Genomic DNA, 17927 nt, shown 5'->3' with positions numbered 1-17927 from the left:
GTGAAAGATTTAATTCGTCAATGTTTCGTTCAATTCCGTTGCCAATTGATTGAAGAAAAGCTTATTGATCAAGAAGCAATTTTTATCGATGGTACAAAAATTGAAGCGAATGCGAATAAATTTACGTTTGTTTGGAAGAAAACCATTGAAAAATATCATCAAAGTTTAATTGAAAAGTCAAACCAGCTATACAATGAGTTACTAGAGAGTGAAATCATACCTGAAATTCAACGTGAAAGCGATGAACAGTTAACATTGGAAGAGCTCGCTCAATTGGTTCAAAAAGTGGACGATGTCGTAACTGAGTATGATAAACAAATTGAAACATCATCAGATGTTCCAGAACGAAAAGCCTTAAGAAATGAACGGAAATACCCGAAACAAGTGCGCAAGCAGTTGATTGATTTTGTCCTACGTAAACAAAAATACGAAAGAGACTTTGAAATCTTCGGTACACGCAATAGCTATTCTAAAACAGATCCAGATGCGACGTTTATGCGAATGAAAGATGATTATATGAAAAACGGACAATTAAAAGCTGGATATAATGTACAAATCGCAACGGAAGGTCAATATACGCTTGCCTATAGTATATATACAAATCCAACAGATACACGTACGTTAATTCCATTTCTAGATGAGATCGAGCAGCATTATTTTGAGTTACCAAAACACATTGTCGCAGATGCAGGTTACGGTAGTGAACAAAACTTTCATGATATCCTTTCGAACAGAAAACGAGAAGCTCTTATTACGTACAGTATGTATTTGAAAGAACAAAAGAAAAAGTATAAACAAAACAGATTTAATCCCGACAACTGGACGTATGATGAAGAAACCGATACATATACATGTCCTAATCAAAAACGTCTTGAATTTCAATATTATTCTGTCCGTAATGACCGTACAGGCTTCCAACGGAAGCTTAAAATTTACGAGTGTGAAAACTGTTCGGGATGCCCATTCCGTTTATCGTGTACCAAAGCAAAAGAAGGCAACAATCGAAAACTACTGGTGAATGAAGAATGGGAACAGCAAAAAGAATATGTAAGAGTGAAGCTTTCAGAAGAGAAAACAAGTGCCATTTATCGAAGACGTAAAATCGATGTGGAACCAGTTTTTGGATTCTTGAAGGCTAATTTGCGTTTCACTCGATTTTCTGTACGAGGAAAATCGAAGGTAGAAAACGAAATGGGCCTCGCATTAATGGCTGTGAATTTAAGAAAATTCACGGCCATTAACTAAAGAAAAAAAGAATTTACATACAAAAATAGAGAAAGGTGAATTTGAGTTTCCTCAAATTCACCTTTCTCACTATTTGAAGCTAGTTATGTCCCAGCCTCTACTTTTACTGCTTTCTCAGTAGCAGTATGATACCGGTGGTCGGGGTCGAAATAGGTCTAAAGGTATTGATTTAATAAGGTTTTTATTGACCTCGTGTAAAATTTGTGAAAAAATAATTATTATTAATATGTTTCGTACATTTTTGTGTTTTTCCATTCACCGTACCGGTTTTTAGGGTAAATAAGTTAAAAATGAGTGGCTTTTAAACCACTCCTAAGACATTAATTATCTTAATAATCTTTAAATCCTCTCTCCTCACTACAATTCCTGATTTTTAATAATTGGTATCTACTCTACTTTTATTATAAATTAAGCATTTATAAAAACTGTGTTTTTATACTTTTCTGCTAACAGATTTAAAAAGTTTTCTCCTTCTTGTATCCTTTCCAAATCCTTTAAAGTAAATATCATTGTAATAATTCCTTCTGTTGCAGCTGAATATATCAATGATTTCGCAGCTCTTCGTTGATCTGAATCCTCACCAGTAATACCAAATCGAGAAAATATAATTCCTGTATGTTGCATAGCTCGTCTAATTTTACCAATAAAAGCTTCTACAGAATCTTTATCAACAGCACTCATCCAGTTTTTACACTCGTTCAAATTGTAAGGTGGCCAGTTCCTTAGAAACCCTTCATTAGTTAAAACTTCAGTACAACCATCAATTTCACTTGTTGCAGTTACAACTTTTCCTTTATAGTCGAAAAAAGTAGGTGATCCATCAAATAAGAACTTAATAAGATTCTCCAAAGTGTCACCTTGTTGTCTATTTGTTATTTTACCTTGTTGTTTTAACATGGGTGCAATTTTCACTTCGGTTAGCAACTCTTTGTATCTTTCTATATTAATCGACCAATTACTGTAAAAATCTTCTCTACGTGAGAATACTGGATTTTGGCGGTCCTCTTTTATCGAGTAGCCCGCATAGTCAAAAAAACTCTTACTTTCACCACCATATGTCGCAGAACTCTCTTTTAATGAATCCTTAAAATCTGGAGTAATATCAAAGGTTATCCAAACTTTATCCTGGTCTGGTATATAATTATTATGACAGAACCTGCATTCTTTTAGTTCTTTATTTAAATTATTTCTATCATATAATACAAAATCTCCACTGCCGCATTCTACACATTGAATTTCATACTTTACCCTCAATTTATAATCTGCAAGCCTCATTAATGCATCAAAAACCAAATCTACATCTGTTATGTTTAGCTGATTAGCAACATATATAGGACTTAGTCTCCTTATATTTTGTAAAGCAATAGAATCAATAAACTCTTCTACTATCGAGTTGACTTTAAACTTATTCATGTGATTAAACTCCCCTCTGAATTTACTGTTTCCCTTACTTTTTGTAATACATATCTAATGGCTTCCTCCCCTACGGCAGACCTAAACCAAAAGCGTCCATTTTCTGTATTTACCTCTAATGTAACCTTCTCAGAGTATCCAAAACTATAGTTAAACTCAAAAACAAAAATTTTTCTTTTGCTTGGTGATGTTGCTAATTCTTGAAGATAGTGTTCTGATTGGGAAAGATCACCAGTTTCTGGGTCTGCTAAAACCTCAATCCAATCGTAATCTCCAACTAAGCTCTGATGTCTTGCTAATTGTAATTCAGCACCTAATTTGGTTTTTAAAATACTAATCTGGTCATCTCCAATAATCTCAACTCTCGACAATTGTACCTCGTCAAGACTCAAAATGTCTTTACATGAATTTATAAGCTTTTTACTCATATTGAAGCTTGCCCTTGATTCAACAGTAAAAGGATTAAACTTAATAATGACATAATCAAAATATGTAGGATTATCGACACGAGGTTCGTAATCTACTAATATACGTCGAATCGGGCCATTATAAGCAAACATTAGTAAAATTTGCTGCTCCTCCTCATCAGCATTTACATAAATCAGTTTAGGATCTTTATCTAACTCTGGTCTAACACGACCGAATACAAATATATCGGTTGAGTATTTTTCTATTATTGTTTCTTCACATCTACGAAATTCTATGTCTTCATCAGATTCATACCAATCTATAGATGTTCTACCTGCAAATTGATATTGTGAGGCTATACTCCTTAATATTTCAACTTTATCGTTTGTTTGAGCATCTCTAATTAAATCTTCAACAACTTCGCCTTTGTTTGATCCGGAATATGTAAGTTGATGTTCCCGCGCAATAAATTTAATTACATCTACAGGAACATTATTTAATAATACTTCTTTTAATTCAGATATATTCATTTCTTCCTCCTTAAATTAATAATATAGTATTGCATTCTACGTATTGAATGTAAGTGGCTTTATTTACATTTGATTATTTGGAATATGCTTTCGGAAACAAGTCATTTCTCCATCTGTCTGGTTGAGTTTCAATGTTATTTTCTAGATAACTGACTTTTATTCTAGTAATTTTCATATACTTCCCCACAAGATAAATAGTATATTATACAAGAAAAAATACAAACGCTTACATAATCAAAAGTTCTAATATAAAGCAGGTGAATAAATACCCACCTGCTATTCAAAAATACATACCAAATCTTAAAGCTTCCCCATAATATCAAGCAAGCTTTGATAGCTATTAACATCATGATATTTGACCTTACTTGTTGATATTTCATTAAAAAGCTTCTTGGCACAGGCTATCTTTGCTTGTTCAATTGGGCGGAGGTTCATACTCTCCATTGTTCCTTTCGTTTCAGCTATAAAGAATATGTGTTTTACACTTCCTTCATTGAAGGCTATTGCCCAGTCTGGTGAATAATTACCTACTGGCGTTGGAATAGCAAAACCTCTTGGTAATTTTGCATACACACATACTTCCTCTGCTTTTTCCATATCTTCGGCGAAACGTCTTTCTACACTTTTTTCTGCTAATCCGTCCGTTACAACATAATCTTGAACATGCTTTTTAGCACGAAACGCTTTCTTTAAATCGATAGCACCTTTTTCTGCTGTAAAAATACTGCTATCATATTGTCTTTCGATTTGATCATATGATATATGTTCTACAATCATGGTAGCTTTTTGTTCTTTAATTAATCGGGTTACTTTGGTAATAAACTCTTCTGGATTTTGTTTAAACATGGCGAATTTGTAGTTCTCTAATCCAGATAAAATAGCTACTACAGTGCGTCGAGTTAGTTTTGTACCTTCAGCAATTTTACCGACTAAATCATAAGTAATTTGGCTAGTGGCTGAATTTCTTAATGTTTCCGTTTTTGTATTTTCCTCTACAAAACTGTCCCCACGATTGATGGAATGCTCATCTAAATCTATTGTTTGCTTTCCAGTTGTAACTGTATATTTTAATTGAGTAACGTGCAAGTTATCATTTATACTCTTAATTGCCTTTTTAATTAACTCTTCACTATCAAATTCAACTGTATATGCATATTGGTGATTTATATAACCCCATAAAGTTTGGAATTCCTTCTTATAAAAATTCTCATTTAATGAATTCTCAGGTATTTTAGTTTCATTACCATTATCGATCATTCTTTCTAGAACACTTTCATCGAATACACTCTGAATCAATGTATGTACACCTTCACCAATGGACTGCAGATTGGACGGTAGAGGAACTAAACTGTTGTTTTCCAAATCAACCCTATATGAATCAGTTACATTATCATTGTCATCAATATAATCGTTCCTTATCAAATAGCGATAGATATCTTTTGCTTCTTTAACACTTAATACAAAAGGTTGTTCTCCAACCATGATGGTCTTTCCTGTAAAATATTCTGGTGTTGCTTTTGATGGGCGATCATATAATGCTTCTTTTATTCCTGTCTGTAAATCCGCAACAAAGTTTTTATAACCTTCACTAGCAATAACAGTCAGTACGTTTATTGAATGAACTGACTCACCAAGAGCTTCAAAATCCATTCGTTCACCATTTTGATTAACACAAAGTCGCAAGCCTCGACCAACTTCCTGCCTCTTTTGAGTTGGGCTTATGCCACCATGTTTTAATGTACATATTTGAAACACATTTGGGTTGTCCCATCCTTCTCGTAGAGCTGAGTGAGAAAATATAAAACGAACAGGTTCATCAAAACTTAGGAGTCGTTCTTTATTTTTTAGAATTAAGTCGTATGCAGAAATATCATCACTTTCATCGCTTCCTCGTTTAGTAGGGCTGTCAATTTTACGACCCTTTTTATCTATACTGAAGTAACCTGCATGAGTTGATTTTGGATCTATACTGTTAAGATATCGGCTATATGGAGTATCCTCTAGTGTTATATAGTCATTAAGAATATTAATATACTCCTGTTCAAACATCTCACCGTACTCAGAGTTAACCTCTTCCCCTGCCTCATTGTAAACACGATATTTTGCTACTTCATCAATAAAGAACAAGGATAATGTTTTTATTCCTAATTCAAATAAATGCTTTTCTTTTTCAAAATGAGATTTAATTGTCTCTCTAATCTGAACCCGACGCATATCTTTTTCAGACACATCACCTACAACCTCACCACGTGATATTACCTCACCATTTGTAAAGGTTACAGTACCTCTTATAGGGTCTATTTCATTTATGAAATACCCCTTATACTGCTCCATATTATTTGATTCGATATATAGATCATCACCTACACCTAAAATTCGCGATTCACGATTTATTGATTTTTGATATTTTATCTCCAATTCAATTTTTGCCATTGGAGGTTTTTTTGGTGAAATGATTATATTTTCTAGGAATAAATATTTATCAGTTCCTCTTAGATTTTTCAACTCAAAACCTTTAACTTCAATCTTTTTAACCAAACGCTTATTATAAGCATCTACCGCATCTAATACATATACTAGATTATGTTGCTGAGTATGTGTGGCAGAATAATTTAGACAAAATAAAGGGTTGAAATTTGCTAACGCCTTCTGTGTTTTTGCACCACCCATCTTTTGAGGTTCATCTAGGATTAGGATTGGTCTATTAGCCTTAATTACATCAATTGGTCTACGGCTTCCAAATTCATCTAATTTTTCATAAATTCGCCTTGCTTCTTTACTCCTTCCCCCTTCTTTCATGGTGGTATTAAAAGCTTGAATATTAATAATCATTACATTAATTCCAGCACTTGCACTAAAATTATCAATATCGGTTAGATTTTTACTATTATAAATAAAAAATCTTGCTTTTTTTCCGTAATGTTCCATGAAATGTTCTTGCGTCATTTCGAATGACTTTTTAACACCTTCACGAATGGCAATTGATGGAACAACAATAATAAATTTATTCCATCCATACTTCTTATTTAATTCAAAAATTGTTTTTATATATACATAGGTTTTTCCAGTACCAGTTTCCATTTCAACATCTAGACTGCACGCACCCAAATGTCCGACTAAACTTTCTGACTGCTTAATATTATTTCTTGCTTGCATATTACGAACATTTAATAGTAGTTGTTCTTTTGGTAAAATTAGATCTGCATTTTTGAAACCGGTCGATACATCATCTTCTTGAAAATCTTGATCATCGAAGAAACCTAATTGTTGATTCTGTTCGTTTCTTTTTATCCCTAAATCCCTAACATACTTGACTTGATTAAAAAAAGGTTGTCCTTCAAAAATGTTTACTACACTTTTAACTGCATCAGTTTGATATTGTTGTACTTTAAATTTAAACTTCATCATGACACCTCCCTCACAGTACCTTTCTTACTGTAGTAGGACTATATGTCTCAAAGATTTGTTCAAAGTTAGTTACCACACTATCATTTGCAAGGCTGCTGTCACGGAATACAGCATAATATGGCTGTTTTTTAGCAATTTCAGTAATAACCTCACTGTTTATATTATTATCGAAACAAGCAATTAAATAACCATCCGCAATATTAAATACTTGTTTATCTTCTATTATAAATTTCTCAATCTTACTAGAAAGAAGAATTCCCAAATCCAACATAACTTGAAATAGTAGATCCTCAGGGGAACGATCAGGCTTGATATTATCTTCGAGTTTCAGGATCAAATCCTGTGAATAATCAGCAGGGTTGTAATAAACATCCTCCATATTAGTAGAATCAACTTTTAGTACACGGAAACCTATATCCAATTTACCTTTAGCTTCCGGAATTTCTTCTAATATTTTTTTACTTGCACGTCTTATTCTTTCTTTACCAATTTCAGTTATTAAACGCGGTTTATTATTTTTATCCAAAAATGATATCGCAGTCTCTAGTGTCTTTCTACCATCTTTGGAAGCTTTTTTTAAACTTTCATCTAAGTTCTCGGGTATTTGAACTAAAATATATTTTCTTTGATTATTTACATTTTCAGCATTTAACTTTAATATTGCATGTGCTGTAGTTGCAGAACCTGAGAAAAAGTCCAAAATAATATCACCAGGGTCTGTGAATCTTGCAACAAAATCATAAATCATATTAACAGGCTTTGGGGAATCAAACGGAGAATCTTCTAAACCAAAAAGATTTGCTAACTCTTTAGATACTGGACCTTGTGCGCCAAATTTCAAAGTAGTTTGAGGTGTCTCTACTCCCCTTTCTTTAATAACTTTAATTTTACCTGTAGAACTAAAGTAAAATTCAACAATTTTTTGTCCACGAGAATCAATTAGAGATTCTTTATCACCGTAAAAATACTGTTTCATTTGGTTTGCTTGTGTGAATGCCGCTCTTAAAGTAACATCCTCCTTAAGAAAACCATTTTCCGAAATCATTCTTCCTTCAACTAAAATGACTTTTTCTAATCCACCCCACTCACCCTTTAATTCAAATCCATGTGGTGCGTCAAAACGTGTACCTTTCGGAAATTTAAATTCCTGCATTGAATGTCGACCAGATGGTTTTTTCATAGCTCCTGCCTCAAATAGATTATTATCTAATGATTTAGGAGTTCCTAAAGCATTTATATTTTTACAAAAAACAAGAACATACTCATGATATGCTTTATAAATACCTGCTTGAGCACTATGATTTTTATCCCAGATAAGAGTAGCAATGAAATTTTGTGCACCGTAAATTTCAGAACAAATTTTTTTCATGCTGTCTACTTCATGGTCATCAATACTAATAAAAATAACTCCATCTTCAGTTAACAAATCTTTTGCTAATTTTAATCGGGGATATATCATATTCAGCCAATCAGTATGAAATCTTCCATTACTCTCTAGATTTTGGTATAGCCGATTTCCTTCAAGATCAAATTGGCCACTTTCAGTTAAATATTGATCCTTAGTCTGAGTAAAATCATCTTCATATATAAAATTTGTTCCTGTATTATATGGAGGGTCTATGTAAATCATTTTTACTTCTCCAAGATAAGTTTCTTGTAATAATTTTAAAACATCTAGATTATCACCCTCTATATATATATTTTCTGTACTGTCAAAATTCACACTATCCTCACGAGAAGGTCTTAACGTCTTTGCAATTGGTGCATTAGCAAGTAAAATAGATTTTTTCTTATCTGGCCATGTAAATTGATATCTTTCCTCTTGTCCCTCTATCACGATATCTGAGAGTTCCTGACGTAAAACATCGAAATCAATTGCATGTTCAATAATTGCTGAACCATCCTTACGATAACCTTTTATAACCTCAGTAATAGTATTAGGAAAAAGTTCGGCTATTTTATTAATATTTTCTTCTACATTATTCACGGAATGCATTTTCAATTTTTCCAAATTTATTCACCTTTTTCTTCATCTAATTTCTTCTTCATTATCTGTAGTTGTGTAAATAGCTCAAATCTCTTTTTAGGCTGTTTTTCCTTACGGGAACGTTTTTCTAACTTATCAATTTCCTTTTGTAGATTTAGAATGACTTCTTGTTTCAAAAGCTTTTCATCTACTGAAAGGTCTTCATTTTTTGTAATTCCTTCTTGTATAGCGATTTGATCTATATACCCTTCCCAGATATCACCTATATTAAGTCCATTTGTTACTAAATTAATTTCTGAAAATAGGGTCCAATTTGTTTTGTACAATTTATTGTAGTAAAGAGCTAATTGCCCTTCATCTCCGTATTTCAACAAAAACAGTAGTTTATGTGCATTTTGCTTTGCTATATTTTCTATTATCCTATAGTCAACTTCTTTCTTTTTCAATTCAATTGAAAGAACTAGGATTTCTGATATTTCTCCAGCATTTCCGACATTTAATGTGTCTGGTGAAAGTTTATATTCCATAGTAATCCGCTTGATATCCGACACAAACTTGTTGCGGAAATCGCTGCTAAGTACTAATCGTTTATAAAAAGCCTCTTTTGGCATAATCCTGCCTACAGCAGCTTTACTAGGAAAATCTAACACTCATATCACCACCATAAAGCAAATTAGTTCAAAATCATCTAATCCTGATATGTTAGTTGTTAAAAAGCTTGTTTCCCCTTCTCCAAAAAAGCTATCAAGATCATTTTCTTCATGAACTGTAATAATAGAGGAGATAACATCCTGTAATAAATTTGATATCCGCTCCATATTTCTTCCGTCTCTTGTTTCGTTGTTAAAGATTCGACAGAGTTCCATATCAGGCTGTTTTTTTCCTCTGGAGAGGTGCCGCATAGTATCCAATATTACTTTAGGCTCCATATGGGTATTAATCACTTCTCCATCTTCACTAATATAAACTAAGTAAAATGGTTGGAGACGATTTTTTCTAGTGTCTAATTCTTCATTTGTATTTTTAAGTACAAAAATTACACCTGGTTTTTCACCACGTACTACCGCATGTATACCGAAAGGGGTTCGATCCAAATTTGGATGCTCCTTTAAATACGCAAGTAAATCCATTCGGAATTCGTTAAGTCCTAGATCCATAATGGATATCCCGCTAGTCATTTCCTCTAAATCAACAACTTCATTCTGAAGTTTTTCAAGTTGCTGTCTGCGATATGCAAGATCTCCATTTTCATTTTGATTTATATAATCATCGTCTCCAGTGGATGTCATTACAGATATTCTCATTCTGGCTTCCACACGATTTTTTAAATTGATATAATCATCCAACGCCAAATCTGGCCAAAAATTTACTAGTTGAATTACTTCATTTTTACTTCCAATACGGTCTACACGTCCAAAACGTTGAATGATTCTAACTGGGTTCCAATGGATATCATAATTTATACAGTAATCACAGTCTTGGAGATTTTGACCTTCAGAAATGCAATCAGTTGCAATTAAGATGTCAATATTACTTTTATCATTTGGCATGACCACATTTTTATCTTTTGAAATTGGAGAAAAACAAGTTAAAATTGTATTCATGTCATTCGAGAATTTTGGAATCGTTGTTTTATTTTCTGAACCAGTTATTAATGCACTTTCTAACCCAAATCTATCTTTGACAAAATATCCTATATTTTCATATAAATACTCAGCTGTATCTGCGAATGCCGTAAAAATAAGAATTTTTTTATTACCTGGGTTTATAGGATTCTTGATTTTCTTTTCTATTACATCTACTAATTCATTTAACTTATAATCAAATTCTGGTCTGATATCTTCAATCATTAGTATTAGCAGTTCAAGAACTTCTAAATCAGCTATTAAATCTCTTTTCCACGATAGGTAATCCATGTCACTGATATCAATTTTAAACTTTTTACCAACGTTAAATACGTCAATATTCTGATCATCTAAATCAAGATCCTCAAAATCTCTAATATCCTTGAGTCCAATATCATTATCCGACTGATATCTGTCTATTGTATCAACTGTCTCCTTTATTTGAGTGTAGATACGCTTAACAGTTAATTTGAAAGAATGAACTGAACTTTCCATTCGTTTAAGTAAGTTAATACTCATTAATCGGCGGATACCTTCTTCACGCCCAGTTTGAGTTAACCGATTACTTTGATCCGATTCCATGTCAATGTACTTATCTAACTTGCTAGGAAAAATATAATTCGTTGGTGTATATATGGATAAATTCAATTGCATTAGTTGTTCATATACTTGCTCGTAGTTTATTGCATTATCAAGAGTAGTAAGCTTTGGACGAAGGGAAATTGGTTTTTTCCGTTCAGGAAAACTACCAATTTCAGAAGTATCATAATATCTTTGAATCTGCTTTCTTGAACGAGCAATGGTAACACTATCCAGTACTTCAAAAAAATCAAAGTCTAATTGTTTAAGCAAGGACTCTGTAGTTCGAAGTTCTGCTGGCTGTTTACTCCAAGAGTTATACACCTTTTGAGCTTGACGAAAAATCGTATTAATATCTGTTTTTGTATTCAATTTTTCATTAATTAATTCTGGACGGCCTTCATAAGCTAAGGCTAATTGATTTCGCAAATCATTAAAACGATTGTTTACTGGTGTAGCTGAAAGCATTAATACCTTTGTCTTAACACCTGGACGGATTACTTTATTTAATAATTTCAAATACCGATTTTCTTTTTCGCCATCTTCTCCTGACATTGCACCGCCATTTCGAAAATTATGGGATTCATCAATTACTACTAGGTCGTAATTTCCCCAATTTATTCGATCTAATGGTAAACCCATTACAGAGTTACCACGTTCGCGTGATAAGTCAGTATGAAAAAGAATATCATAGCGTAGACGGTCTTTTGCTAACGGGTTATTTATTAAATTTCCACGAAATGTCATCCAATTGTCTTTTAATTTTTTCGGGCATAGAACAAGAACGTTTTTATTTCGGTTTTCATAGTACTTTATTACTGCTAAGGATGTAAAAGTCTTTCCTAGACCCACACTATCCGCCAAAATACACCCATTATATTGTTCAAGCTTATTGATTATTGCTAAAGCAGCATCTTTCTGGAAATTATAAAGTTTATTCCAGATAACACTATCTTTAAACCCCGTAGCTTCATTTGGGAGGACATCTTCAGATATATCTTCTAGAAACTCACTAAAGATATTATATAAGGTTATAAAATAGAGCAGCTCTGGAGAATTTTCTTGGTAAACTGCTGATATATATTCAATTACCTCTTCTGTTACATCTTGGAGTCGTTCATCGTCTTTCCATATTGATTCGAACAGTCTAATATACTCCTGACTAAACGGGGCTTCAAATTTATTTACCATGTTGTAAATATTGTTTCCTCGTTCACAACCAATATCAACTGTTGTAAAACCGTTTATAGGCATATATGTATAATCTTGATTATCTGTTTGCACATTTAAGAATCCACCCATGCTATCATTTGTAGCATTTGACTTAAAGATAACTTTATTTCGAATCCAATCTGCACATTCTCGTGCAATAGCTTTCTGAGTAAGTTCGTTCCTCAACTTCACTTCAAATTCTGTTCCATAAATACTTCTTTCCCTATTTAATCTAGGAATATAAAACTCACGCTTTTCCTTAGGGATTTTTTCCGCAACAAATGTAGGAGACGTAAAAATAAAACGTAACGATTCTATACTATTGAGTTGTTTTTTTAATTCTTCATATGCATATATAGAAAAGGATGCTGCAGCAATAGAAATCCTGCTTCTAGGAGTAATAACTTTTTCTAAATCATCTTTTACAATTTTAGTTGTATTATTAAATACTTCCATTTGTTTTCCCCCTATTTTTTTAACTCCTTAATAAAATCAGGAATAATAGATAAAAAACCACGTTCATTTCTACAAATGCCTGCCCAATCCAATACAGCAGAAATTACAAATCCAGGTCCGAAAGCACTCTCTCCTTTTTGTACACTGTGTACTTTATGTGCAATATAACCTTCTACTGAATTTAACGGTAATTCATTACTTCCAAGTTTTGCTCCTGAGCGAGCATTACCTTTTGCAGCTTTACCTCCGTTATTAACCACGACCTCAACTGCAGCATCAAAAGCTTCCCAAATCAATTGATTTGCTGGAGGAATTTTAGGTGAAACAAGACCTTTCCCGTTTGCATCAAACCAAATATCGCAATTATCCCCCTGCAAAAGTTGAATAGTTGTTCTTCCACCACAAGCATTAAGCTTTTCTTTAATTCTAGCAACAACAGGGCTATCACTAGTATTTATCTGCAAATAACTAATTAATTCCGGTTCAGTTACAGCCCCTTTTAGATTGCTAGGATCTTCAACACCTAATTTCTTAATAATCTCGGTAATTTTTTTCTTAACAGCAGGATAGGACATTCCCTTTTCTTCCTGAATAGCTTTAAATCTTCCATGATACTTCAAAAAAGTTAACACAAAATCCAATTCATCACTAGAAAGATAATCAAATTTACTTAGTCCAAAGTTACCAGTTAGTTCTAGATTACAATCTTTACAAACCAGATGTGTAGCAATTAAATTATTACTACATCTTGGACAATGAGAAACTAATTCTTTTTCCATATGAACCCTCCATATTTCCATCGTATTTTAAGTAATTATGATTGTCAATCTAGTGGTTAATATTTTTACACACTACTTTTTTTCAAAGTGGCTAATAAATATAATCCCAAAAGCTCATTTTTCATTTCTATGATTTCCCCCTTACTAGATTTCCTAAAAATTTAACTCCTTAATAGAGGTTTAAATTTCATAAAAATTTTCTAGCTCTACCTAGTAACAACTTTACTCATTGCAATAATAATTCGAGCCCCAGGTATATCATTTTATACCGCCTCATTTATCAGCACCCCTTTGGGTAAAATATTTACTCCTTCGATGTTTATTATCCGCAATTATTAGCATAGATGAAGAAATTTACTAGCGTTTCCGTAGCCTTTCCTCTCATACCTCTCTTTAATTTTTATTTTTTCATCTTATAAATATTGCAAACTATTTATTTTTACTATTTTACAAGGAAGTGATTAATTTCTAATACTTTTTTTCGGAATGATTATCAGTTAAAAATTCAGAAAGGAATGATGTAAATGCATTATTGTCATTTATGCGGAGAAAGAATTGAAAACAAAGAGTGCTATATCGGCACAAAGGAGGAAAAATTAATCTATTCATGCTTCAATTGCTATATTAGCACCTTGAATCCAATCAAATTTGATGATGAAAAAGTACGTAATCCGTTAGTTGGTGTACGCGATATCCAACTTCATGATTCTATTGTTTTTTATAATCAAGCTGGAAAAGAATTAGCGAGGATATTCCTAAAAACATACAATGAAGGAATGATAGACTTTATAAAGTCAGAATTGCAAAGAGATCTTGGGATCACAGAAGATGAATTAATCATTATTATCGAACCATTTGATGTTAAATTAAAAGTATAATTTGAACATGAGGTCAGGTCTATTTTGAAAGTGGGCAATTATTGCCCACTTTCACTATTGATGAATTGCACATAATAGAAAATTGGGAGAACAAAATTCCTTTAAAATTATTCAATCTGATACCTTATTTTATAAGTATTTTAATCTCTTCCTCATCGTAATTTTGCTTCTCCGATAAAAAAGGAATCAATAGATGGGCTTGATATTTATTAACTTCTTCGATATCAATAGCTAACTGTCTCTTCTGTTTCTTTAATTCACGTTTAATAAAATTCAATTGAGCTGAAGAAGGTTTTAAATTTACCCATTTTTCCTTATTATTTATTAGAAGTCCTCTTTTCGATTCATTAATAATTCGCTTAGCATTTCGCTTATTCGTTTTATATTTAAAAGTAAACCGATCAAGAAATTGTTTGCTAATCTTATATTCTTCTAACCCTTCAATAAATTTATAATAAATAAATGGTGTACGTAAGTCTATATATTTTGCAATGTCGCTTACTAACTTTCTCTTATCAACTTCCATATATGTTTCCTTCAATTCACCTGAAACTAATAAATAGTCGTAACACATTTGAGCTGCTGTACGTCTGTCATAGGCATTTAAATATTCATCTTCATAGATATTAGGTACTCTATGAGCTGGCTCAATCAAAAACTGTCTTAGCCAAAAGCTAATCTTCTTTTTAAGATTAACTTTGTCAGTTTCGTTTAAATAATTAAACATCCTTTTCCCCCTCATTTATTTGGTTTTCTTCTAACTAATTTTTAGTGATTTAATTGGATTAGGTATATATTTGATTTCCCAGTCTTTCGGAATAGTTACCGGATTTAAATCTATTGCTTCACAAGATTTAATGTAATTTCCAAAAGTGTTTAGGCTACCTTTAACTAGAGTATTTGTATTTTTTAAGACTGTACCTGTTATAAATTGCTCTCTTGCTTTAGATATACTTCTTGCGTGAGCGATTAGTCGCAACCACTTTATAATATTTTCCTGTTTTCTCCTAGACCAAGGTGTGTTCTGAATCTTATTAATAGCTTCACTCATAGAATAGTAGTCGCCCATTCCAATTACTTTTTTGTAGTAATAAAATATAATTTCTTTTGCAATATCTGAACGGAGGTAGTCATAGATATCTGCATTGGTAGGTAATTTATATTTATCTTTAATATGCCTTAGTTTTTTATTGCCAAGACACTGTATCTCTATGCGGAAAATATTCTTTGCTTCTTCCATTAAATATGCATTAGGAGAAGTTGGTCCAGTGTTTTTCCTAATATGATCTAGCTTGTCATAAAAGTTTAAAATAACAGTTTTTGATTTTCTATAAGAGCTACCAGGTAGCTTAATAGTATCTTTATAACGGTATGGATCTCTTCCCTTTTTAGCTAAGTAAACACACTTTTCGACATTCTCAGAAAGTAGATTCACAGTATAGTCAATGCGGGATACCGTCCATCTCTCTTCACTTGGCAATGTAGAGGATATATTTTTAATTGCAACAGGTAATGCGTTCCTGAGCTTATAAATTGATTCATCGGAACAATCAAATACATCAATTGTTCTTCTACCAATAATCAAAGACTGTGGTTCGATAATAAGATATAATCTATAATAGTCTCTATCAATATGTGAAAAGGAAACATCCGTTATCCCGGGATACTGTATTGGAATACTGACCTTTTTACCTTTTGTATTTGCAATTATTTGTTGAACTTCCTCGAACTGATAATAATCTGAAAGAATTATTTTCGCCTTGTTACGATTTGTAGTTATGGTTAATTCGATTGTATGGATCAAAGTTATCACCCCATTAATATATCCGGAAAGAGTCATCTCACTTCAAGCCCATGGCACGCCTGTATTTAAACCATATATTATGTTGTTAATTTGTGTGTCTTCTCCTGATTCTTTAATTGTTACCTCTTCTTTCCTTTATATTTAGCCCTTTTTAAAAATATTTTTCATTTATTAAGCAAACTTTTAAAATTTAGCTCTTCCTCAAGTAACGCCAATTGTTGTTCCCAATCCTTGATAATCCCTGGATGCTCTTTTAGAAAGTGATAGAATGTTTGTAACTTATCTGGTAGGATTCTACAATTAGTTTAACCGTACGTGCAGACCCATCATCAACTTTAAAGAAATAAGAATAAGGTTTCTGGAAAAAGTCCATAAAAGCAATTAATTGCTCAGCTTTTAATTTTGTATTTCCTGTTTCTAATCTCCAATAGGCAGAGACATCCATCCCCATTCGATTTGCCATGTCTTCTAAAGTTAATTCTCTTTTTAATCTTGCTTCACGAAGCTTTCTGTAATCAAATTTCATATAATCAGATCCTTTCTTTGAGTCCTACTAATCTTATTACCAGTATTTTCTCTCTTTTTAATAATTTAATTTAAAAAGCACAATTATTACCCCATCAAAATAGTATTACCATCATATTTTTCTTTCTCACCATCAAAGGGACCAGAATCAACGATAATAAATTAAATCGTTGTAATAACAATGCTTTATAAAGTCTTTATTTATAAAGGTTTACTATGAATACAACGTGATTTTTGCAACCGCTGATTTAACAATGTTTTGTTCGTTTTTATAAATTAGTAATAATTTTTACTGTTTCACCTAGTTATTCGAATCTATATTGATAAATTTTCTTTTCATCTCTACATTTTCTAGCACTAGTTCATATGAGCGGTAAATGATCTTAGCATCTTTGACAGGTAAACCTTGTTCCAACCTCCGTAGTCGATTGGGATTAATTCTTGTTTCTCGAGCAATAAAAGCTCTCGGTAAATTCAATTGGAGTCTCTTTTCCAGTAGAAGTGCACCATCTTTCCTCCACTTACTTCTTTGCATTTGTTTTATTCTCTCAGTTCTTTGTTCTGGCGTTTCATTCTGCCTCGCTACTAACAAATCAACTAAGTTCATACAATTTTTCCTCCCTTTCGTTTTAAACGCAAAAAAAACGCCCAGTTCGCCAATTTATAAGACAATAAGATCTTATAATTCTTGACGCCTGAGCGTTTTATCTGAAAGTGTTTATAATATTTATTTGTCTTTATCATAAAATAATTATCAAAAAACGTCAATATTCATTTTTAAAATGATCTGAACTATACTTTATTAGCATTTCTTTCCGCCTTTAACAGAGCTTCATATGATGCTACAGCAACTTCTACATGCTTTAATGATGGTTTTGATGTGAATAGTGTATATTGTATAAAACTACCAATCCAATAAAATGGTGCTAGAATTTTGGATTGAATAAGACAATTCATATCCTAAACAAACACTGAGCACACCTATGAGAAATAAGTCCGAAATCACTAATGTCGCATAAATTTTAACTGAATTTTCAGTCTTCTACCTTTTTCGTTTTAGAAGAAAAACAAAGACACT

The 17927-nt window shown here is 32.3% G+C and carries 13 protein-coding genes; 2 read left to right on the top strand and 11 right to left on the bottom strand.

Features of this window, described 5'->3' with window-relative positions; translation table 11 throughout:
* Positions 1–1245, top strand: a 1245-nt coding sequence (locus tag ACH0B5_RS15975) for an IS1182 family transposase (protein ID WP_406928117.1), incomplete at its 5' end; no start/stop codon positions are given.
* Between the two features lie 408 nt (positions 1246–1653).
* Here ACH0B5_RS15975 and ACH0B5_RS15970 read toward each other — a convergent pair.
* The 7 genes from ACH0B5_RS15970 to ACH0B5_RS15940 all read right to left on the bottom strand — a co-directional run bounded on the left by ACH0B5_RS15970 (position 1654) and on the right by ACH0B5_RS15940 (position 13642).
* Positions 1654–2658, bottom strand: coding sequence for a hypothetical protein (locus ACH0B5_RS15970; protein ID WP_406928116.1), 1005 nt, complete (start codon positions 2656–2658; stop codon positions 1654–1656).
* Positions 2655–3596: a hypothetical protein gene (locus ACH0B5_RS15965; protein WP_406928115.1), complete on the bottom strand. Its 942-nt coding sequence runs from the start codon at positions 3594–3596 to the stop codon at positions 2655–2657. The genes ACH0B5_RS15970 and ACH0B5_RS15965 overlap by 4 nt, the downstream gene beginning before the upstream one ends.
* Positions 3597–3896: 300 nt before the next feature.
* Positions 3897–7001 carry a type III restriction-modification system endonuclease gene (locus ACH0B5_RS15960; protein WP_406928114.1) on the bottom strand — a complete coding sequence of 1035 codons (3105 nt, stop codon included), beginning with the start codon at positions 6999–7001 and terminating at the stop codon, positions 3897–3899.
* A 13-nt stretch (positions 7002–7014) separates the two neighbouring features.
* Positions 7015–9015, bottom strand: a complete 2001-nt coding sequence (locus ACH0B5_RS15955; protein ID WP_406928113.1) for a site-specific DNA-methyltransferase — start codon at positions 9013–9015, stop codon at positions 7015–7017.
* A 2-nt stretch (positions 9016–9017) separates the two neighbouring features.
* Positions 9018–9641, bottom strand: coding sequence for a DUF4391 domain-containing protein (locus ACH0B5_RS15950; protein ID WP_406928112.1), 624 nt, complete (start codon positions 9639–9641; stop codon positions 9018–9020).
* Entirely contained in the window at positions 9642–12863 is a 3222-nt protein-coding gene (locus ACH0B5_RS15945; protein ID WP_406928111.1) for a helicase-related protein, read from the bottom strand.
* 11 nt (positions 12864–12874) lie between these two features.
* Positions 12875–13642 (bottom strand): DUF2089 family protein, encoded by a 768-nt coding sequence (locus tag ACH0B5_RS15940; protein WP_406928110.1) that lies wholly within the window; start codon positions 13640–13642, stop codon positions 12875–12877.
* Between the two features lie 524 nt (positions 13643–14166).
* Here ACH0B5_RS15940 and ACH0B5_RS15935 point away from each other — a divergent pair.
* The gene (locus ACH0B5_RS15935) at positions 14167–14520 is read left to right on the top strand and encodes a hypothetical protein (protein ID WP_406928109.1); all 354 of its coding nucleotides are present in this window, start codon (positions 14167–14169) and stop codon (positions 14518–14520) included.
* A 124-nt stretch (positions 14521–14644) separates the two neighbouring features.
* On the opposite strand, the gene ACH0B5_RS15930 is transcribed toward ACH0B5_RS15935, so the two are convergent.
* From ACH0B5_RS15930 to ACH0B5_RS15915, 4 genes are all read right to left on the bottom strand, one after another.
* Positions 14645–15247, bottom strand: a complete 603-nt coding sequence (locus tag ACH0B5_RS15930; protein WP_406928108.1) for a hypothetical protein — start codon at positions 15245–15247, stop codon at positions 14645–14647.
* 30 nt (positions 15248–15277) lie between these two features.
* Complete coding sequence (locus ACH0B5_RS15925) at positions 15278–16324, bottom strand: hypothetical protein (protein ID WP_406928107.1); 1047 nt, start codon at positions 16322–16324, stop codon at positions 15278–15280.
* 253 nt (positions 16325–16577) lie between these two features.
* Positions 16578–16850 carry a helix-turn-helix domain-containing protein gene (locus ACH0B5_RS15920; RefSeq protein WP_406928106.1) on the bottom strand — a complete coding sequence of 91 codons (273 nt, stop codon included), beginning with the start codon at positions 16848–16850 and terminating at the stop codon, positions 16578–16580.
* A 300-nt stretch (positions 16851–17150) separates the two neighbouring features.
* Positions 17151–17456 carry a hypothetical protein gene (locus ACH0B5_RS15915; RefSeq protein WP_406928105.1) on the bottom strand — a complete coding sequence of 102 codons (306 nt, stop codon included), beginning with the start codon at positions 17454–17456 and terminating at the stop codon, positions 17151–17153.
* Between the last annotated feature and the right edge of the window lie 471 nt (positions 17457–17927).

It is taken from the genome of Ureibacillus sp. 179-F W5.1 NHS (assembly GCF_045369345.1).
Taxonomy (GTDB): Bacteria; Bacillota; Bacilli; order Bacillales_A; family Planococcaceae; genus Ureibacillus; species Ureibacillus halotolerans.
This window is presented reverse-complemented; position numbering and strand designations above follow the sequence as displayed.